Below are 19,943 nucleotides of genomic sequence, written 5' to 3' on the forward strand. Positions count from 1 at the left end.
CTTGAGTTAAAGATTACTCTTCAACACCAGCATCTTGACCTTTATATTTCGCATTTGCGTAGTCCCAGTTCACTAGCTTGTCTAGGAACGTATCGACGTAATCAGGACGACGGTTACGATAATCGATGTAGTAAGCATGTTCCCATACATCACAAGTCAATACCGCGATTTGGTCATGTGCAAGTGGCGTATCAGCATTAGCAGTTTTGGCGATAGACAATTTGCCACCGACTTTATCAGCGACTAGCCACGCCCAACCTGAACCAAACTGAGTCAATGCTGCATTTTTGAACTCTTCACGGAATTTGTCATAGCTACCGAAGTCTTCTTCGATTTTAGCTTTTAGATCGCCAGTAGGTTCGCCGCCGCCGTTAGTTGGCGTCATGCAGTTCCAATAGAACGTGTGGTTCCATACTTGGGCTGCTTGGTTAAACATACCTTGCTTGCTGTCATCTTTAGCTGTTGCTACGATGATTTCTGACAACGTTTTGTCTTCTAGACCAGAACCTGGTAGCAATTCGTTAAGCTTAGTCACGTATGCATTGTGATGCTTATCATGATGGAACTCTAAAGTTTCAGCACTGATGTGCGGCTCTAAAGCATCTTTTGCATATGGTAGGTCTGGTAAAGTAATCTTTGACATAGTTATTTTATCCTTGCTGTTTTAGCTGTTATTTTATGGAAACTGAATTTTACGCTATTTTTAACACGCAAAAAACCCTATAAAATAGCTGGCTAAATTGGCTGAGTTTATTGTTTAAAATGAATTTTATCGATTAATACATTGTATTGCTGAACACAGTATCACGTATTATTATGAATCCAAAATTAACTATTATTCTTTTCTTGCTCTTGGCTCAAAAGCCAAACACTTGACTTTGTCAGCCTTTATTAACCAAATATTCACAAGCTATAAGATATAATTCACTGTAGCTTGGCAGCTATTATAGCAATAGTGGCGACAAATATCAGTTACCAAATGTTATGCAAAGCGCAATCAGTATTGCTTGCGAACAGCAAACAAAAAAATTATAAAAATAGCACCTTAATATGAATCACCCTCTTTTTTATTTAGACTTAATTACATGACGGAATATTAACTATGAGTGCTATCAATACACTATACACATCACGACCCTTGACCCAATCTACATCTCACAAGCAATGGATACTCGCCAGCAATAATAAAGGCAAGCTTTCTGAGTTCACAAGATTGTTTGCCGAAGCAGATTTGGATGTGACGATTGTCCCTCAAGGTCAGCTCGATATCGACGATGCGATTGAAGATGGCTTAAGTTTTATCGAAAATGCCATTATAAAAGCCCGTCATGCTAGCCGTATTAGTGGATTGCCTGCGATTGCCGACGATTCTGGACTTTGTGTGCCAGTATTGGGTAATGCACCTGGTATTTTTTCGGCGCGCTATGCCGGTGAGCATGGTAACGATAGTAAGAATAATGAAAAGCTTATCGCTGACTTGCAGCCTATCCGCGCAGCGCAGCCTGATACTGCTATTAAGGGCATGTTCGTTTGCGTACTAGCGATGGTGCGTCATGCTGATGATCCGCTACCAATTATCGCGCAAGGTTTATGGCACGGTGAGATTTTAGAGTTGCCACATGGTGAAGGTGGCTTTGGTTATGATCCACTGTTCTGGTTACCAGAGCTGCAGGCGACGGCTGCAACCCTCAGCGCTGCGGATAAAAATAGCATCAGCCATCGCGGTCAGGCGATCAAGCAGTTATTGGCGCAATTGCCTTTATAAGACGCTTATCTCTTGTAGTTATCCAATTTGATGCCATTTAATCCTCACATCAGTAAATCAGGCGTAGACATACAAGACGTACTTTAAATGAGATGACTGATATAGTAAATTGATACCGCGTAAACGACAAAACAGATAATTTTTACTTTAATAAACAGATAGATTATACTGTTCTACTTTTAAAATTTTGTTGAAAGCCGTTAATTGTCTGTATTATTCGCCAAAAAGCGTTATTATGCGACCTATTGACGGTTTATTATTGATATTTGATAGTATCGACTAAGATTAAACATGTCGTTTTTCAGAGCCAGCAGCGATTGCTAAAGGCATTGATTTGAGAATGACTTGCTATCACTATCCCCTATTTATTCCAACGGCAACCAGTCATAAACGCCCGTATTTTGAGGCATGGTTGTCTATTATTCAATCCTAAAGGTGTAATGATCATGGCTACAGATTTACAAGTCACAACCAACAAGCTATCTAACAAAGAAACTCAGTTAACGGTTAAAGTACCCGTTGAAAAGATTCAAAACAAAGTTGAAGGCCGTATTCGCCAAGTAGCGAAAACTGCCAAGATTGACGGTTTCCGTAAAGGTAACGTGCCTATGTCACATATCCGTTCACAGTACGGTGCTGGCATTCAACAAGAAGTGATCAACGACGTTATTCGTGATACCGTTTTTGAAGCGATCAAGTCTGAAGACATCCGCGCCGTTGGCATGCCGAATATCGACGACGTAAAACTTGAAGATGATTTCTTGGTTTATCAAGCCACTGTTGAAATCTTCCCAGAAGTTGATGTACAAGGTATCAATGAGATCGAAGTTGAGCGTCATACCGCCAAGGTTGATGAAGCTGATGTTGACACTATGATCGAAAACCTACAAAAACAACGTGAAGAATTCGTTGAGAAAAAAGGTAAAGCGGACAAAGGCAATCAAGTCACTTTTGACTTTGAAGGCTCTATCGATGGCGAGAAGTTCGAAGGCGGATCTGCTGAAGACTTCAAATTGGTTATCGGTAGCAATCAGATGATTCCTGGCTTTGAAGCAGGCATCAAAGGTATGAAAGCTGGCGAAGAAAAAACCATCGACGTGACTTTCCCAGAAGATTATCAAGCTGAAAACTTAGCGGGTAAAGAAGCTCAGTTCAAAATCAATGTAAAATTGGTTGAAAAATCTAAGCTACCAGAAATTGACGATGCATTCCTTGAGCTATTTGGTGTTAAAGAAGGCGGCGTTGAGAAGTTAAAAGATGACGTTCGCAAAAACATGGAACGCGAAATCAAAAATGCTGCTCGTAGCCAAGTAAAGCAAGCAACGTTTGATGCTTTGTTAGAAAAGAACGAGTTTGACGTACCTAATGCTATGCTAGAGCAAGAAATCGAGCGTCAACGCAACATGATGATGCAACGTTTTTCTCAGCAGTTCGGTGCGAATGCTGATAGCTTCGATAAAGACATGCTACCAAATGAGTTATTCGAAGAGCAAGCACTACGTGCGGCACGCCTTGGCATCATCGTTGCTCGCGTTATCGATACCAAAGGCTTAGAAGTTGACCAAGCTCGCGTTGAGACGTTCATCAAAGAAGCGGCTGAAAACTACGAAGATCCAAGTGAGGTAATCGAGTACTACACCACTGATAAGCAACAGCGCGCGAACATTGAGTCTGTTGTATTAGAAGACCAAGTGGTTGATTATCTAATCGAGCAAGGTAAAGTAACTGACAAAGAAGTTAGCTACCAAGACCTATTAGCTGCTCAGCAACAACAACAGCAAGCAATGTAATCTAGCTAAATCTTTGCCATTAACTGGTACTGACTGCTAAGATTGCTCTAAAAATGCCCTAACAAATTTGTTAGGGCATTTTTATTGGTGGCTTATATGCTATCTTTATGGCTAGATTATAGACAGCACCCTTGATAAGTACGCACAAACGCCCTATTAATAGGAAGTCATTTATCATTTGTCACATTAAAAAGTTACTATTACTCTGATAAAAAAGTTACCATTAGCTCAATTATTTTAAGCTAATAGCCTTTATTACCGCTATTTATCAACTATTGATGCGATACCCGTCTCATTTAGCGTAATAGGTTTTATTATAAACCGACAATGTTTACAATGATAAACACCAATAAAAATTTAACGATTTTCTACTTTTTATCTTCTATCTTTATAAACAGGATATTTTTATGACAGATTATGATCGCATCACTGCCAACCCGCATTTTGATATGCTGATGAGCGCACACACTACTGCCCAGAGCGCACAGTATAATCAAAGCGCAACCCAAGCAGCATTAGTCCCTATGGTAGTTGAGCAATCAGCTCGCGGCGAACGCTCGTTTGATATTTTCTCGCGTCTACTACGTGAGCGCGTTATCTTTTTGACCGGTCAAGTTGAAGACCATATGGCCAATCTTATTGTGGCGCAGCTGCTATTTTTGGAAGCCGAAAACCCTGATAAAGACATTCATTTATATATCAACTCACCAGGCGGCTCGGTCAGTGCTGGTTTGGCCATTTTTGATACGATGAACTTTATCAAACCTGAAGTATCAACTATCTGTATGGGCGGTGCGTATAGCATGGGCTCATTCCTGCTGGCTGCTGGTGAAAAAGGCAAACGCTATGCCTTAGCCAATGCTCGCGTCATGATTCATCAACCTTCAGGCGGCGCGCAAGGTCAAGCAACAGATATCGAAATCAATGCACGTGAAATCCTAAAAACTCGTGCGCGCTTAAACGAGATTTTGGCTGAGCGTACGGGTCAGCCAGTAGACAAAATTGAAAAAGACGTCGAGCGTGATTATTGGTTAGATGCTAAAGAAGCCAAAGAATATGGTCTGATCGATGAAGTATTAGAGCATCGCCCTGCTTCTTTATAATAGCCAGTCTATGAGCAGCTGTATCGATGTAGCTAGTAGCGCTGCTTATGCTTAAGTGCTCTATATTAGGCACTTAAGCGTTGATACACACATCAGAATATTTATAAGTATAAAATTTTAGGAGTGCCTGTATATGGCAGAAGATAACACCCCGCAGTGCTCGTTTTGCGGCAAAGAAAAAAGTGAAGTGAAGCAGCTGATTGCCGCTGACGATGCCAATATCTGTAATGAATGTATTGAGCTATGTACAGACCTTATCGCCGACAGTGACGAACATGGTGATGACGATAGCGATATTGATACCTCTTGGGTCAATAAAAAACTGCCAACACCAAAAGAATTGCGCGCCAAGCTTGATGAATACGTCATCGGTCAGGATGCTGCTAAGAAAGCTTTGGCTGTTGCCGTTTATAACCATTACAAACGCCTAAAGGTCAGCCAAACTTTAGCCAATGATAGCAAAAAAGCTAAAATTGGCGCTGATGATGCAATGGTAGAATTGGCAAAGAGTAATATTTTGCTGATTGGTCCAACAGGTTCTGGTAAGACTTTACTTGCGCAAACGCTAGCACGTCTACTTGATGTTCCTTTTGCGATGGCGGATGCCACGACTTTGACCGAAGCCGGTTATGTCGGTGAAGACGTTGAAAACATCGTACAAAAGCTATTACAAGCATCAGATTATGATGTTAGTAAAGCGGAGCAAGGCATCATCTATATTGATGAGATTGATAAAATCAGCAAAAAAGGTGATAACCCTTCTATCACGCGTGATGTGTCGGGTGAAGGCGTACAGCAAGCATTGCTAAAACTTATCGAAGGTACGGTCGCGGCTATTCCGCCACACGGTGGTCGTAAGCATCCGCAGCAAGAGTTGATCCAAGTCGATACCAGCAATATTTTGATTATCGTTGGCGGTGCGTTTGCCGGTCTTGATAAAGTCATTCAGCAGCGTACTGAAAAGACAGGCATTGGCTTTAATGCTGATGTCAGCTCAAAAGATGATAGTCGTCGTAGCTCAGAACTACTGCAACAAGTAGAGCCTGAAGATTTGATCAAGTTTGGACTTATTCCGGAGCTTATCGGTCGTCTTCCAGTACTTGCTGCGCTTACAGAGCTAGACGAAGATGCATTGGTTCAGATTTTGACGGAACCTAAAAACGCCTTGGTGAAGCAGTATAAGTATCTGTTTGATATGGAAGGCGCTGACATTACGTTTACCAAAGAAGCGCTTGATGCGATTGCTAAAAAAGCGATGGCACGCAAAACCGGTGCTCGTGGACTGCGCTCTATCGTTGAAAATGCTCTGTTAGAGACGATGTATGAGCTGCCTTCTATGAAGGATGCTAAGACTGTACTCGTTGATGAGCAAGTGATTAACGAAGGCAAGACGCCTGAAATTGCTTAACTGTTAACTTGCTACATCACTCGTTTTAATTAGCGAAAAGTTAGCTAAAATTTAAAAAAAGCGCTCAAACATGATTTATGTTTGAGCGCTTTTTTATGCTAAATACAAGAACTTCAGTTCAAAAGAAGCAACGAAACACTGATATTATGGCTTCTGTTTTCAATTTTAAAACACTTTACGTATTTGTATTTGATACACTAATGTTACTAGCAACCTACCGCTTCATTCTTTGTTATATTTCAAGCGCTAGAGTTAAGCTGCTGAGCAACTAAGATTGCCTCAAAGACTCGATATTACGTGTTATTTTTATGCTGTTCTAAAGATTATCCTTATTTTTACTGCTCTTAGCCTTTTACTGACACAAAATATCGAGTTGGTTTTACCATTATGGCACCTAAACTAGCATATAAATTTAAATTTCTATATTACTTTTTAAAATAAGGATATTCCTATGAAAACGCTCCCATATCCTAAGCGCTCCGTTTTGATAGCCACTATGTTTGCCATTAGTGCTGTCGGTATTACTGGTTGTAGCGATCACACTGAAACCAAAGCCGTTGACCGTGTCGAAGAAGCGGCAGCATTGGCACGAGTAAAAGATCTCGAAGCACGCGCTGAAGCGATCAAAAGTAACATGCCAGCTGCCAATGACATAACTGCGACCGCAGGTGGCACTGATACGGCAAGTGGCAATCCTACTATTAAGATGCCTGATGAATCTACGATTCCAGATGATGAGTTTGGTGCCGCTGTGCGTCGCGGCTTACAAATTGCCAATCACACTTATAAAGAGATGCCAAATAACGTTGGTAATCAGCTGAACTGTACCAGCTGTCACCTTGGCAATGGTTCAGAGGCTTATGCTGCGCCTTGGAACAATATGCCCAGTGTCTATCCTATCTATCGTACGCGCGCAGGTCGTGTCAATACGATACAAGAACGTATTAACGGCTGTTTTGAGCGTTCGATGAACGGTAAGGCACTTGATCTGGGTTCAGATGATATGAACGCGATGGTGGCTTACATGAGCTGGTTGTCACAAGACATGCCTTTTGGCGTATCGCCTGAAGGTCGCGGTTTTGTCAAAGTGGATAAAAACCTCGAGCCAAACACTGACAATGGCGAAAAGCTATTTGCAGAGAAGTGTAGCGTTTGTCATGGTGCCACTGGTGAAGGTCAGTATAACGACGATGGCACTTACGTTTATCCTGCTGTCGCTGGTGAAAAGTCCTTTAATGATGGTGCTGGTATGGCACGTACCTATACGGCTGCGGCATTTATCAAAGGCAAAATGCCCTTTGGTCAAGGCAATACGTTAACTGACCAAGAAGCCGTCGATATTGCTGCTTACTTTACTCACTTGCCACGTCCGGTAAAAGCCAATAAAGACAAAGATTGGCCAAAGGGCGACGCTCCTAAAGATGTACGTCGCTAATTTAAAAATGTTATAAATGCTAGAAGAATGAAAAGCCCAGCTACCTTAGATAACTGGGCTTTTCGATTTTCCTGAGTTCTTCCTCAAATCTTACTTTTTAAGGAATGCTTTTTATTTTTTAATGAATGTTAAGGCAGTTTCATATCGCCATCGACCAACCAACCAAATCGGCGCATCATATAAGCCACCAGTCCAGCAATCACAGCGGGCAATATAAACATCAATAAAATAATCGCCGTCCATAATTGACCAGTACTCATAATCTCTTTTGACGCTTCAATCACGCCAAATACGCCAACCAGTCCTGCAGTTCCCATACCTGCGCCTGTAGCCGTACATGCTAGCTCAAAGCCGACGGTCGCTATCGGACCGACGATAGCACTTGCTATAACAGCCGGTAATAAAATAATGGGTTTTCTGAGCACATTGGGGATTTGTAGCATGCTAGTGCCCAAACCCTGAGACACCACCCCACTTATGCCGTTGTCCTTAAAACTGGCGACGGCAAAGCCAATCATATGTGCCGCGCAGCCTACCACTGCCGCCCCACCTGCAACTCCGCCAAGTCCAATAGCAATACAAATCGCCGCACTCGATGTCGGCATCGTTAGCAATATGCCAACTACGACAGCAATCACAATACCCATTAATAACGGTTGTAATGTGGTTGCCGCTTGAATCCCTTGACCAATGGCATTGACCGCAGCAACAACAGGAGGATTGAGCAGCGCACATACCGCTAATGCCACCGCGCAGACCAGTAAAGGTACCAGTAGAATATCAAGCTTGGTCTTGCCTGCAACCCATGTACCAGCGCGATAGGCAAAAACTGACGCCAAATATGCACCGATTGGATTACCCGGTAGCGCAGCAAAGGTTGCCGGACCTGCTTTTTGAGCAATAAATAGATTACCTGCCATTAATGCTTCAGAGTGAGCGCCCAACATACCAGCGACCAAGCAGCTAAGCATTACCAAAGTTGGCGCTTTTAGATAATAAGCAATGCCGACACCGATGCCCGCGCCCATTAACACAGATGCCAATTTTCCGACGGCAATCAGTGCCGGCAGATTTAGCCAACCACCGATTTGCGAGATGATAAGACCCGCTATGAGGGTGACAAAAAGCCCCAAAGCCATACCAGTAAATGCATCAATAAAGTATTTTTGAAAAAATGCTTTAAAAGGACTTTGCGTGGTTACTGCTGAATTAGATACCGTCATAGCGATACTCTCGGTTAGTGTGGCAATAAAAAATTTCAATATAGTGGGTTAAGCTTAGAAAAAATACGCCGCTATTAGCAAAAAAAACGTATAAAAAAAGCGCCACTGTGACGCTTTTTTTCTAAACAATCAAATCAATCTAAAACTAACGACGTTGTTCAACGATAATAGAATCAATTCCGTTATTTTGCAGGCGCTGCTGAGCAGTAGCAACGGCTTGACGACTATTCATCGGGCGTGAAATCACCTGATAGATAGGCAAGCCATTACCAGTAGTGTTTTTGACGACTTTTGCATCGACACCTGCCATCAGTACTTGCGCACGGCGACGGTCGGCTTCATCAGCATCACCAAAACTGTTAATTTGTAGGATATACGTAGCAGCAGGCTTAGCAGCTTGAATGCTTGCATTGCCAGCATTGGGTTTGTTTACATTAGTACCCGGATTGCTTGTCGCTGGCGTACCATCGTAGGTCGCATCTTCCTCAATAATAACGATATCATCATTACCAGTAGCTGCACCAGCATTTGGCGCACTGGTTGTACCTTCAGAAATACTACCCGTACTATCATTAGCACTAGGCACGTTACTGTCAGTTTGATTGACAATCACATCCGGTTCAAAATCTATGATTTCACCCAGCTGGTCATTGTCGGTCTTGTCAAATTCTTCATCAGGGACGGTTGCCATTTCTTGATTGGGTAAAATATCATAGAACTCATAATCACCATTGTCGGCATCCGGATCCACTCGTTGCTGTATTTGCTTATTAGGATCTCCAGCCGTATCAGCGGGGCTAAAATTAAACCATGGTGACAGATATAAGAATACCCCAATCATCAGTGTCAACACTGCGCCAACGAACATCCATAATAAGCCTGACGCACTACTTGTTTTGCGCTTTTCAGTGGCACCTCTTGGTTTTTTGGCTAACATGGATCGCATTCTCCCTACTGAATCTATCTGTCATTATTGAATTATTACTATCAGTTGCTAGCTTTATTACATGCTAGACGGTGCAGACAGCCCTAATAGACCAAGCCCGTTACTGATAACTTGGCGTACTGCTTTAGATAAACGTAAACGAGCTTGCATCATCGCCATTTCATCGGCGCTTGGTGTCTCACCTGAAGTCAGGCTCACAGGCAAAATACGATTGCTATCGTACCAACCATGGAATAACGCTGCCAACTCTTTAAGGTAATTAGTCAAGATGTGCGGCTCATAACCTGTCGCTGAGCGCATCAAGGTAGCAGGATAAGCGGCAAGCAGCTTAATCAACTCCTCTTCACTTGGTGCAACAAGTAATTCTTGCTGCGCCGCACCTATCGCATCATCCACACTTAAACCACTGGTTTCTAGTTTTTCTAACACACGGCAAACGCGGGCATGTGCATATTGAATGTAATAAACCAAGTTGTCTTTACTTTGCGATTTCGCAAGCTCCAAGTCAAAATCAACATGTACTTCAGGCTTACGCGCGACGTAATAAAAACGCGCTGCATCGTTGCCAACTTCGTGACGTAGCTCACGTAAGGTCACAAATTTGCCAGAGCGTGATGACATTTGTACTTTTTCATCACCGCGCCATAATGCGACAAACTGCACTAACACCACATCTAAACGGTCGGCATCGATACCAAGCGCCAATAAAGCCGCTTTTACGCGCGGTACATAGCCATGGTGGTCTGCACCCCAAACGTTCACGACTTTGTCAAAACCGCGATCGAATTTATTTTTATGATAGGCGATATCAGAGGCAAAATAGGTGCTTTGCCCATTAGCACGGCGTACGACACGGTCTTTTTCATCGCCAAAATCCGTCGACTTAAACCAAATATTGCCGTCTTTTTCGTAGAGATAGCCTTTGTCTTCTAAAATCTGTAAGACTGGCTCAATCTCACTATCAATCGATCTTTCGCTAAACCAGCATTCATAACTCACACCGAAGTCATTTAGATCGTCTTTGATATCAGCCAAAATACTGCTTAATGCTGCATTTAGAAACAGCTCATAACCATTACCAAGTAAAGCTTTACTATTAGTAATTAGACCATCGATATGGGCTTCTTTATCACCTGATAGCAGTATTTTTTCGCCATCGGCATTTATTTCGAACTGCGCATCTTCTGGCACGTTCTCGGCAATATCTGCGAAACGATGTACGTAAGTATCAGCATGCTGCGTCTTTAATGTCTGAGCAATATCACTGACATAGTCGCCTTGATAGCCGTTGACGGGGAAGGTGACCGTCTCACCATTGGTTTCTAGATAGCGCAAATAAGTACTGGTCGCTAAGATATCCATCTGGCGACCGGCATCATTGACATAGTACTCACGCGTGACATCATAGCCAATCGCCTCAAGCAAGTTTGATACGCTCATACCAAATGCGGCACCGCGACCGTGACCAACGTGTAAGCTAGAAGTTGGGTTAGCAGAGACAAATTCGACCTGTATTTTTTGTCCGTCAAACTGCTTGCTTAAGCCAAAGCCATCTTGCAAATTGAAGATATCATCTAACACGGCAAACTTGGCTTCAGTATTCAAAAACACATTAATAAACCCTGGACCCGCGATTTCTATTTGGCGGATATCTTGATTCTCAGGCAATGCATTGACGATTTTTTCAGCCACTTGGCGCGGATTGGCTTTGGCAGCTTTGGCCGCAGTTAGGGCAATATTGCTGGCAAAATCACCATGGCTGGTATCCTTAGTACGCGTAATTTGGCTATTATTTTGCCAATCAGCCGGTAATTCGCCGTCATTTTTTAGGACTGCAATCGCACTGTCAAACAGTGAGGTAAGCGTATCGATTTGGGCTTGTGACATAGGACTATAAACTCGGATAAATAAACAATAAAAGTGGTGGAATATAAAATACGATAAAAAGATGAGTAACCTGCAAATATAACAACCTTTACCTGCTATTGCACTATTTGAACCAAAAATAGCGATAAAATGCTATTTATAGCAAGGTGCTAGGATTTATTTGACGTTTAAGGGTTATTATAATTGGCAGAGGGCTTATAGGTCAGAGTTATTGTAGCGTTCCTGTTTCCCAAGGTTGATGAAACATTCATACCTACCCTATTCCACGTTATAATAACGCCATTTATTGGCTACTTTCTCTAGATATCGTGATGCTCAAATACTTATTCAACTATTTGTAAGTATTTCATTGAAAAGCAATAAAGTAACGAACAGAGAACGTGGTACTTTATGACTTCGTATATAGGATAAAATTATGTTTGCCATTGCTGCCAGTACCGTTACCAGTTGGGGGCTTTACATCTTATTGCCCATTTTTATTGCCTTTTTATTCTTTATCATTTGGGACTTATCAAAACAGTCTGGTGCTGGTCGCGCTGGTACATTTTGGATGTTTTTGGCACTTGGTGCTGGTTTTATCGGTTTTATCTTAAAAATATTGTTAGAAATGGCGTTTACAAGGTGGTTTATCTAAAAAGCATTGAAAATTTACTGCTTTGCCAATTATTTTTTTGCAATCATTTCTTGGCAATTAGAGTAGCACGCATCGGTGCAGGATAGCCTTCAAGAGTTTTGCTAGAATCATTAGGATCTAAAAAATCTGCTAACGAATGATAGATCATCCATTCCGTTTTGCGCTGTTCATCGACTGAAGTTACTGCCACATCGACGCAGCGTACTTCAGTAAAACCAGCTTTCTCTAACCAGCCTATTAATGCGGCAACCGAAGGTAAAAAGTACACATTATTCATCTGGGCATAGCGGTCATGCGGTACCAGTACTGTATTGGCATCGCCTTCTATTACTAAAGTTTCAAGTACCAGCTCACCGCCTTTAACCAACTGCCCTTTAAGCTGTTGCAAGTGCTCAAACGGCGATTGGCGATGATAGAGCACACCCATGCTAAACACGGTATCAAACAGCTGGCTATTATCCGGTAATGCTTCAAGCGGCACTGGAATATAATGAGTTCGATAACGCCCTGTACCATGAACATGAGTATGAGCATCTGCGCTACCTACAAAATGCCGAATCGCCATAAACTGATGATAAAATAAGCACGATGGGTCAATGATGATGACCGTATCGGCGCCTGCGCCTGCCATACGCCAACCATGATAACCAGAACCACCACCAACATCTAAGACGCGACGACCTTTTAAAGGACTCAAATGCGGTGCGACTCGTTGCCATTTCCAATCACTGTGCCATTCGGTATCAATCAATATTGGCGCATTGGTATCGCTGTCATCTTGAGTATCAACAGTTTGACGACTACTGATCTGACCACCAATTTGAAAAGGCCCTTTGCGCCACGGCATGAGCTGCTTTAATAATGCCATTGTTTGTTTGCGCTGAGACTCACTAAGATTTGCCTCAATCGTCAGGACATCACTGTTCAGATCGACATTATTGACGGTTAATGTTGGCAAACGAGCGACTGATGCCTGGTAGGCAGGCGCGTGCGCATAGTTGGCCTTGTCTTTGATATCATTTAACCATGTTGGTAATTGCTTAAGCCACTCATAAGCGTTCGGCTGCTGTTGCGCTAGTTCTAGCAGGGTTAAATACAGTTCACGTTCGGCGTGGGTAATAGTGTCGTTAAGCATAAAAGCAGGTTACCGTATTGATCAAAAAACAACTGTGTTAAAAATAAGAATTATTTAAACGCCACAATAGAGACGAAGTTTAAAAACTGAAACCACGTGAGATGACGCTGAAAACCTACTTGCGCCAATCGTGCATGATGCTCATCTAAAGTATCCGTAATAAGGACGTTTTCTAGCGCATTTCGTTTGCCGCTGATTTCCATTTCGGTATAGCCATTGGCGCGTTTAAAATCGTAATAACGTTCAACCAACCACGCATCATACTGCTCATCAAAAGCATGAGTCTTTTCGGTCAATACCAATATACCGCCTTCGCTGAGTGCCGCATAAATCTTTTCTAACACCGCCACTCTATCGGCAGCCGGTAAAAACTGTAAGGTTAAATTCAAAATCACCATATCACATGGCTCAAGCTCAATATCGCGAATATCCGCAGTGATGACCTCTATGTCATGCTCAGGATAATTATCATTCAGTAAAATAGTCGCTTCAGTGGTCATCGCAGGTGAAATATCAATCGCTTTAATTTGCAAATCTTGCGGCTCAAACTCGCCAGCCAAGGTCATACTTGCAGCACCCAGTGAGCAACCCAAATCATAAATACGGCTCACACGCTGCCCACTATCACTCTGTTGGCGATATTTACAATGACGACGAGCAAATATGGGTAACATCGCCAATACCTGACCATAACCAGGAACACTGCGACGAATCATATCCGGAAAACAAGCCACTACTTGCTCATCAAATGAAAAGCGCGCTGCTTTATCTAGTGGCGTGGTGAATAAGGTGTCATGTTTAACAGTGGTAGGCTGAGATTGGCTCATAGTATGACTCATTCTTTGGTAATTAAACTAAACTTTAACGTGTGTAATCATTTTGACTGACAATATCAATAATAAGCAGCTGATAATAACGAGCTTCTTAGCGTAGCAAAAGCCCATTATAACATTACTATTTGTTACTTATCGCAGCCAACTGCGCTGTTAAGCTAAATGTATATCACCAAGCAAAATAAATTTGTAAAACATGCTTGGCTCATATTTTATAATGATAAGAATAGGAATAATTATGCAAACCATTATATTAGGCGGTGGCTGTTTTTGGTGCACCGAATCAGTATTTTTATCCGTAAAAGGCGTACAGTCTGTAATATCAGGTTATATGGGCGGCGATTCGGTATCAGCCAACTATGAAGCAGTCTGCGGTGGGAATACTGGTCACGTTGAAGTGATTAAAGTCGAATTTGACGAATCGATTGTCCCATTAGAAGTGATACTTGATGTCTTCTTTGCCACTCATGATCCCACCACGATGGATCGTCAAGGTAATGATGTCGGCAGCCAATATCGCAGCGTCGTCTATTACACCGATGACAATCAAAAACCAACCATCGATCGCACGATTAATAAACTACGTGATATGGGTCTTAACATCGTTACTGAAGTGCATCCTGCGGTTGAATTTTATATCGCTGAAGAAGCTCATCAAGACTTTTTTAATAGAAATCCAGGTCAAGCCTATTGTAACTTTGCCATACCACCAAAACTTGCCAAACTGCGTAAAGAATTCAGTCAATATATGGTGAGCTAAATATTATCTTCTGATTACAGAGTTTTTTGAATTCAATGCCCAGCTTTTAATCTCGTAAAAGCCAAATGCTTATAATATAAGTATTTGGCTTTTTTAATTCTTGATAATTTTATTGGAGTTAATGACTTTGACAATATTATGCGACAAGTTATGATAATGCATCGACTGTGAAAAATAACTGATAATAGAAATTCTTATAACTGAAGGCTAAAGCAATGAATCCAGAATTTTGGCAGGCTCGCTGGAAGGAAAAACGCATCGGCTTTAATCAGCCTAAAGTGAATCCTTTGTTGATTAAATACTTTTTAGATTTAAAAATGGCCATCGGAAGCCGTATATTCATCCCTTTATGCGGCAAATCTATTGATATGATTTGGCTAGCCAATCAAGGTTTTGATATGGTCGGCGTTGAATTGGTTGAGTCAGCGGTACAGGAATTTTTTGCTGAAAATAATATCTCTTATACGATAAAAGCGCATGATAAAAATTCAAATATTAAATGCTATCAAGGGCAGTTATCAGGACAAACAATAGCGTTATGGGTTGCAGATATATTTATGCTACGTACTAATGATGTTGGTCGCGTTGATGCGGTCTACGATCGAGCAGCATTAATTGCGATGCCAGCAGAGTTGCGCCCGCAATATAGTCAGCAAGTTATCGACCTCAGTCAAAACGCTCCTCAGTTATTACTGACACTCAATTACGACCAAAATGAGCGAGCAGGACCGCCCTTTTCAATCAGTCATGAGCAAATCCAGCAGTATTATAGCGCTCGCTATCAAATTCAAGAGCTTGAGGGCGAATCATCGACTTTGAACGCCGCACCTGAGATGGCGGTGACAGAGCATGTTTGGTTGTTGAATCAACCATAAGCGAGAAATCTAATGAAAATTTTAGTGAGTTTCGTAAGTCTCATTGCTTTCTTATTAGTCGTATTGACAGGCCCTCTTTATAAGTATGACATCATTGAATTAGGTACGGTGTTTACAGGATTTAAATATGGCATATTGACTGCTGTTGCAGCGCTTGTATTGCTCGTATTACAAGTTATATTTAAGCGAAATACACTAACGCTTGCCAATGTGGTAGTCACCATTGCGTTATCCGCCGTTGCTTTCGGATTACCACTTAGTATGCTGAGTAAGGGCAAAACCGTAGCGCCTATTCATGATATTTCAACTGACTTAATCAACCCACCTGAGTTTGTCGCTATTGCTCCGCTACGGGCTGACGCACCCAATCCAGTCGCTTATGCTGGTGAAGCAACTGCCGAGCAACAACGTCAAGGCTATCCGGAACTAAAAACGCTAGTCTATTCACAATCAAAAGCTGAATTGGTGAACGCTGCCGAACAAGTTGCCAAAAATTTAGGTTGGGAGCTTGTCAATATCGATGCTAATAAAGGTATTGTTGAAGCAACAGATACTACGGCGTGGTTTGGTTTTAAAGATGATGTCGTTGTACGTATCAACGATAATGGTAGCGAGCGTCTGGTTGATATCCGTAGTAAATCGCGGGTTGGCGGTAGCGATTTGGGTAAAAACGCAGCGCGTATTCATAATTTTATTGAGGAGTTGGATATCATTTTAGCAAAATAGCTTTGTAAAACACTTGTAAAATTAATCATCCACGTTAAAACCAAAGACTTTCCTAAAATTATGTAATGCTATATTTTTCTAAAACCCTATCCTAACCTCACGCCAACGTCAGCTTATAGTAACAGAGTGCTACGATACCTTTTCTTTACTATTGAGATTGGTTACTCTAAGTAAAATCGACTTTTAATCGCTTTATTTTGCTTTCTAATAACTAATTTCTAGTAACTGTTTTTTTAACAGCTACTTCGACGCTTATAGGATATTTTTATGCGCTTGAATCACTTATCCACCTTATCTTTATTGACGGCAGCGATTGGCTTAAGTCTTGCCAGCACCGCTCAAGCTGCCAAGCCAGACGCACCAAACTTATCTAATGCTCAGTTTCAGCAGTGTCTAGATGGTCTAAAAAACTCTAGCAAATTTCGTGATGTTGATAGTTATACCTTTAATAACTATCGTCCCAGTGAGCCTGACCCTAGTGTTATTCAATCGCTAAACTATCAACCTGAATTTCAAAAAGACGTTTGGGATTATTTGTCATCACTTGTTGATACCGAACGCGTAGAAGATGGTATCCGTGCCAAGCGTCAATGGGCGGATACGTTACGTAAAATTGAATCGCGCTATGGCGTTAAAGCCGAGCACGTATTAGGCGTTTGGGGCGTAGAGTCTAACTTTGGGCAGACATTGGGCAAAAAACCTTTGTTTGAATCTTTAGCGACCCTATCTTGCTTTGATCGCCGCCAAAGCTATTTCCAAGGCGAATATGCCAATGCACTAAAAATCGTCCAAAACGGTGATATTGCGCCAAGCGATATGACAGGTTCATGGGCAGGCGCGTTTGGTCAGACGCAGTTTATGCCAAGTACATTTTTAGAGTTGGCAGTCGACTTCGATGGCGATGGTCGCCGCGACTTGGTCAATAGCGTCCCCGATGCCCTTGCCTCTACGGCAAACTTCTTAGATAAACGTGGCTACCGTTCAGGCGAAGCATGGGGTTATGAGGTAAAACTGCCAAGTGGATTTTGGGCAGCGTCCAACCGTAAAGATAAAAAATCGATGAGCCACTGGCGCAATCAAGGTTTAACCCTTGCTAATGGCAGCCCGCTTCCTTCTGACTTGAGTAGTGCTGGATTATTATTACCAGCCGGTCCTGACGGCCCTGCATTCTTAGTCGGTAAAAACTTTGATACGTTCTATTCTTATAACGCCTCAGAAAGCTATGCACTGGCGATTGCCCATTTATCAGATTTGATTACTCGCGAGAGTAGTAGTAAAACTGACTTTATCACAGCATGGCCAACTGACGATCCTGGTATTGGTCGTCAAGAATCCAGAGCGATTCAGCAAGCATTATTAAATGCAGGATATGATATCGGCGCCGTCGATGGCATTATCGGTGATAATACTCGTACTGCTATCCAGCAGTACCAGTCTAGCCGTGGCATTTTTCCAGCTGATGGACGTGCAGGGCAGAAATTCTATCGTGCCATCGTTGGTAATACGGCGCCTAATACTTCGCAATACGGCAATCAGTATAACCAGCCAACAAACAGTCGTCCTTTAAACCCCACGTCTGCTGATCGTATGGGACAATTAATTCAACAGCAAAATACTACATCTAATAGCTACTCACAGCCTATAGCGATCAGCCCATCAAAATCAAGCACAACGCGATATCGCCGTGTAACGGGTGCTGATGGTACTATAAAACTGGTACGTATTGATGAAGGCTCTTGATTAGGTAATGCCTTTTAAGTATTAATAAAAATAAAAAGCCACGCTAATTAGCGTGGCTTTTTGATCATGTCAGTTCTGACACTCTTTATGACTTGTCACAGTTTACATGATATATCTAATTTTTAGACATTAAACGATAGGTGGTGGATTCGGTTTACCATTGTCACCATCCCAGTTTTCACGAGCTTTATCATCTAAATCTGCTGGCGTCTTAGGCTCCCATTTGCCATTTTCTTTCCACGTGGCATCACCCCAATCTGCATCCTCTTCCTTTCTATCCAATTCCTTATAGACTTTGGTCGGATCGATACCGCGGCGCTTCATATCTGCTACTTGCTCTTCTAACGTATGAAACTGACTTGCCTCATGCATGGTTTGCTCTAAGCTATCCAACTCACTTTTTAACGCATCATTTTTAGCATTACTCATTATTTGCTCTCCTTAATCGCTCAGTATTATTATGTGTTCATCTTGATCATTATTACGAGTATCAAAGGGATTCACAACGAGTACCACGTATACTTTGTATTACAAAACGTAGCCATTAGCAAGAAACGTGTTAGTCAATCATGATTTGTATGAGGTTCTAAGATTGGTAGCAACGATAATGACTGATAATAGCGAAGGCGAAAATTTAGCTAGTGGCAGTTGATATAGCAGGATTTTCTATCGATGGCTTTTTTGCATCAAGTAAACTTTTTGCATAAAAAGTCAGCTTCCAAAGCTCCTGTGTGACCCGTGTTCCATAGGTAGTTAGCTGTATCCAATTAACAGCAACCAATTGCCGCTGTAGATGATTGAGATCGTCTTGAGAGATTTGACAACGTGCCACAGCATGGACATTTGGCATCTCGCGCTTGATATCGATCTCAGCTCGCGCAGCGATTAAGCGGTTGATACCACTTTGTAGACCATAGCTTGAAAAAGTAGCTGGCATTTTTATCAGAGTGATTAATACGTCTTGCCATGACAATACCATTGGTCTTGTCACATCGGTTAAATTACCACCCTCATAAGCTTGGGCTTTATAGTGAATCTCAAAGGTCTCTGTCAATACGATTGGCTTACTGACATTATCGTCCATACTCTGACTAGGGACGACAGTAGTCTCTTGCCCTGTCACTCTATTATTTGTCAAAGTAGCCGCTAGAGTCTCAGATGCTGAAGGTTTATTAGTCTTCATCGCCTCTTCATCAACCCTGATCCATCCCGCAGCTATATTATGGCTAGCAACCATTTTGTAATAGGCTTGGATAAGCAATTGCTCGATGTCGTTTTCTGTCTCGTAATAATAAATCTTATCCGTTTTTGACGTTACTGCATTGGTAAATTCTTGCAACTGTCTACTGATATTGGCGCCGTTATGATGTTTCTTTATTAGTATCAGTAAAGGTTTGAGCTTCGCTTTAGCATTGAGATAGCTCAAATGCATTTGACTAACACCATTATTTTGCGTCGTACCGTAGCTATCGCCAATGACCATCAAAGCATAATCACAAGCATCAATACACTGACGCCCATATAACGAAGCTTTGGGTAATTTACTGGAAGCATCATAGGTTAAAAAGGCACGGCCTTGAAAAAATATCGCAATACTATCCAATACCAATAACTGGTCGTTATCAGCGCATACAATATGAATATGGTAGCGACGGTTTGGCACGATCACCTCTAATCTCTATT

The 19,943-nt window shown here is 42.0% G+C and carries 18 protein-coding genes; 10 read left to right on the forward strand and 8 right to left on the reverse strand.

Annotated elements, in window-relative coordinates; all coding sequences use genetic code 11:
* Positions 1-13 precede the first annotated feature (13 nt).
* The gene (locus tag VLA57_RS04690; RefSeq protein WP_133104851.1) at positions 14-643 is read right to left on the reverse strand and encodes a superoxide dismutase; all 630 of its coding nucleotides are present in this window, start codon (positions 641-643) and stop codon (positions 14-16) included.
* A 459-nt stretch (positions 644-1,102) separates the two neighbouring features.
* Here VLA57_RS04690 and rdgB point away from each other — a divergent pair, with 459 nt between their 5' ends.
* The 5 genes from rdgB (at position 1,103) to VLA57_RS04715 (ending at position 7,501) form a co-directional block, all read left to right on the forward strand.
* Entirely contained in the window at positions 1,103-1,765 is a 663-nt protein-coding gene (rdgB, locus tag VLA57_RS04695; RefSeq protein ID WP_133104852.1) for an RdgB/HAM1 family non-canonical purine NTP pyrophosphatase, read from the forward strand.
* Between the two features lie 446 nt (positions 1,766-2,211).
* The gene (gene tig, locus VLA57_RS04700) at positions 2,212-3,555 is read left to right on the forward strand and encodes a trigger factor (RefSeq protein ID WP_011514543.1); all 1,344 of its coding nucleotides are present in this window, start codon (positions 2,212-2,214) and stop codon (positions 3,553-3,555) included.
* Between the two features lie 455 nt (positions 3,556-4,010).
* Positions 4,011-4,658 carry an ATP-dependent Clp endopeptidase proteolytic subunit ClpP gene (gene clpP, locus VLA57_RS04705; RefSeq protein ID WP_188004114.1) on the forward strand — a complete coding sequence of 216 codons (648 nt, stop codon included), beginning with the start codon at positions 4,011-4,013 and terminating at the stop codon, positions 4,656-4,658.
* A gap of 133 nt (positions 4,659-4,791) precedes the next feature.
* Positions 4,792-6,066, forward strand: a complete 1,275-nt coding sequence (gene clpX / locus VLA57_RS04710) for an ATP-dependent protease ATP-binding subunit ClpX (protein WP_020444354.1) — start codon at positions 4,792-4,794, stop codon at positions 6,064-6,066.
* A 451-nt stretch (positions 6,067-6,517) separates the two neighbouring features.
* On the forward strand, positions 6,518-7,501 hold the full coding sequence (locus tag VLA57_RS04715; protein WP_333954457.1) for a c-type cytochrome: 984 nt from the start codon (positions 6,518-6,520) through the stop codon (positions 7,499-7,501).
* Between the two features lie 128 nt (positions 7,502-7,629).
* On the opposite strand, the gene VLA57_RS04720 is transcribed toward VLA57_RS04715, so the two are convergent.
* The 3 genes from VLA57_RS04720 to argS all read right to left on the reverse strand — a co-directional run bounded on the left by VLA57_RS04720 (position 7,630) and on the right by argS (position 11,557).
* Positions 7,630-8,724, reverse strand: coding sequence for a PTS transporter subunit IIC (locus VLA57_RS04720; RefSeq protein WP_333954458.1), 1,095 nt, complete (start codon positions 8,722-8,724; stop codon positions 7,630-7,632).
* Positions 8,725-8,869: 145 nt separating this feature from the next.
* Complete coding sequence (locus tag VLA57_RS04725) at positions 8,870-9,661, reverse strand: SPOR domain-containing protein (RefSeq protein WP_133104857.1); 792 nt, start codon at positions 9,659-9,661, stop codon at positions 8,870-8,872.
* 66 nt (positions 9,662-9,727) lie between these two features.
* Positions 9,728-11,557, reverse strand: coding sequence for an arginine--tRNA ligase (argS, locus tag VLA57_RS04730; RefSeq protein WP_133104858.1), 1,830 nt, complete (start codon positions 11,555-11,557; stop codon positions 9,728-9,730).
* Positions 11,558-11,972: 415 nt separating this feature from the next.
* Between argS and VLA57_RS04735 the strand changes: the two genes are divergently transcribed.
* On the forward strand, positions 11,973-12,191 hold the full coding sequence (locus tag VLA57_RS04735) for a DUF2788 domain-containing protein (RefSeq protein ID WP_020444359.1): 219 nt from the start codon (positions 11,973-11,975) through the stop codon (positions 12,189-12,191).
* 43 nt (positions 12,192-12,234) lie between these two features.
* On the opposite strand, the gene cmoB is transcribed toward VLA57_RS04735, so the two are convergent.
* Positions 12,235-13,326, reverse strand: a complete 1,092-nt coding sequence (gene cmoB / locus VLA57_RS04740) for a tRNA 5-methoxyuridine(34)/uridine 5-oxyacetic acid(34) synthase CmoB (protein ID WP_133104859.1) — start codon at positions 13,324-13,326, stop codon at positions 12,235-12,237.
* A 50-nt stretch (positions 13,327-13,376) separates the two neighbouring features.
* The gene (cmoA, locus tag VLA57_RS04745; protein ID WP_133104860.1) at positions 13,377-14,165 is read right to left on the reverse strand and encodes a carboxy-S-adenosyl-L-methionine synthase CmoA; all 789 of its coding nucleotides are present in this window, start codon (positions 14,163-14,165) and stop codon (positions 13,377-13,379) included.
* A 232-nt stretch (positions 14,166-14,397) separates the two neighbouring features.
* Here cmoA and msrA point away from each other — a divergent pair, with 232 nt between their 5' ends.
* From msrA to VLA57_RS04765, 4 genes are all read left to right on the forward strand, one after another.
* Positions 14,398-14,919: a peptide-methionine (S)-S-oxide reductase MsrA gene (gene msrA, locus VLA57_RS04750; protein ID WP_133104861.1), complete on the forward strand. Its 522-nt coding sequence runs from the start codon at positions 14,398-14,400 to the stop codon at positions 14,917-14,919.
* 215 nt (positions 14,920-15,134) lie between these two features.
* On the forward strand, positions 15,135-15,794 hold the full coding sequence (tmpT, locus tag VLA57_RS04755; protein ID WP_133104862.1) for a thiopurine S-methyltransferase: 660 nt from the start codon (positions 15,135-15,137) through the stop codon (positions 15,792-15,794).
* A gap of 12 nt (positions 15,795-15,806) precedes the next feature.
* Positions 15,807-16,520: a DUF1499 domain-containing protein gene (locus tag VLA57_RS04760; RefSeq protein ID WP_133104863.1), complete on the forward strand. Its 714-nt coding sequence runs from the start codon at positions 15,807-15,809 to the stop codon at positions 16,518-16,520.
* A 267-nt stretch (positions 16,521-16,787) separates the two neighbouring features.
* Entirely contained in the window at positions 16,788-18,260 is a 1,473-nt protein-coding gene (locus VLA57_RS04765; protein WP_133104864.1) for a lytic murein transglycosylase, read from the forward strand.
* 129 nt (positions 18,261-18,389) lie between these two features.
* Here VLA57_RS04765 and VLA57_RS04770 read toward each other — a convergent pair whose 3' ends face one another.
* The gene (locus VLA57_RS04770) at positions 18,390-18,689 is read right to left on the reverse strand and encodes a hypothetical protein (protein WP_011514557.1); all 300 of its coding nucleotides are present in this window, start codon (positions 18,687-18,689) and stop codon (positions 18,390-18,392) included.
* 205 nt (positions 18,690-18,894) lie between these two features.
* Positions 18,895-19,923, reverse strand: a complete 1,029-nt coding sequence (locus tag VLA57_RS04775; RefSeq protein WP_133104865.1) for a DUF4062 domain-containing protein — start codon at positions 19,921-19,923, stop codon at positions 18,895-18,897.
* Positions 19,924-19,943: the final 20 nt, after the last annotated feature.

Origin of the sequence: Psychrobacter sp. S4(2024), assembly GCF_036861305.1 — a bacterium.
Classification (GTDB): Bacteria; Pseudomonadota; Gammaproteobacteria; order Pseudomonadales; family Moraxellaceae; genus Psychrobacter; species Psychrobacter cryohalolentis.

Excerpts from the sequence above, each read along its gene's own strand:
- tig (WP_011514543.1), top strand. The coding sequence starts at position 2,212 with ATGGCTACAGATTTACAAGTCACAACCAACAAGCTATCTAACAAAGAA.
- VLA57_RS04715 (WP_333954457.1), top strand. The coding sequence starts at position 6,518 with ATGAAAACGCTCCCATATCCTAAGCGCTCCGTTTTGATAGCCACTATG.
- cmoB (WP_133104859.1), bottom strand. The coding sequence starts at position 13,326 with ATGCTTAACGACACTATTACCCACGCCGAACGTGAACTGTATTTAACC.
- clpX (WP_020444354.1), top strand. The coding sequence starts at position 4,792 with ATGGCAGAAGATAACACCCCGCAGTGCTCGTTTTGCGGCAAAGAAAAA.
- msrA (WP_133104861.1), top strand. The coding sequence starts at position 14,398 with ATGCAAACCATTATATTAGGCGGTGGCTGTTTTTGGTGCACCGAATCA.
- VLA57_RS04765 (WP_133104864.1), top strand. The coding sequence starts at position 16,788 with ATGCGCTTGAATCACTTATCCACCTTATCTTTATTGACGGCAGCGATT.
- argS (WP_133104858.1), bottom strand. The coding sequence starts at position 11,557 with ATGTCACAAGCCCAAATCGATACGCTTACCTCACTGTTTGACAGTGCG.
- tmpT (WP_133104862.1), top strand. The coding sequence starts at position 15,135 with ATGAATCCAGAATTTTGGCAGGCTCGCTGGAAGGAAAAACGCATCGGC.
- VLA57_RS04690 (WP_133104851.1), bottom strand. The coding sequence starts at position 643 with ATGTCAAAGATTACTTTACCAGACCTACCATATGCAAAAGATGCTTTA.
- VLA57_RS04725 (WP_133104857.1), bottom strand. The coding sequence starts at position 9,661 with ATGTTAGCCAAAAAACCAAGAGGTGCCACTGAAAAGCGCAAAACAAGT.
- VLA57_RS04735 (WP_020444359.1), top strand. The coding sequence starts at position 11,973 with ATGTTTGCCATTGCTGCCAGTACCGTTACCAGTTGGGGGCTTTACATC.
- rdgB (WP_133104852.1), top strand. The coding sequence starts at position 1,103 with ATGAGTGCTATCAATACACTATACACATCACGACCCTTGACCCAATCT.
- cmoA (WP_133104860.1), bottom strand. The coding sequence starts at position 14,165 with ATGAGTCATACTATGAGCCAATCTCAGCCTACCACTGTTAAACATGAC.
- VLA57_RS04760 (WP_133104863.1), top strand. The coding sequence starts at position 15,807 with ATGAAAATTTTAGTGAGTTTCGTAAGTCTCATTGCTTTCTTATTAGTC.
- VLA57_RS04770 (WP_011514557.1), bottom strand. The coding sequence starts at position 18,689 with ATGAGTAATGCTAAAAATGATGCGTTAAAAAGTGAGTTGGATAGCTTA.
- clpP (WP_188004114.1), top strand. The coding sequence starts at position 4,011 with ATGAGCGCACACACTACTGCCCAGAGCGCACAGTATAATCAAAGCGCA.
- VLA57_RS04720 (WP_333954458.1), bottom strand. The coding sequence starts at position 8,724 with ATGACGGTATCTAATTCAGCAGTAACCACGCAAAGTCCTTTTAAAGCA.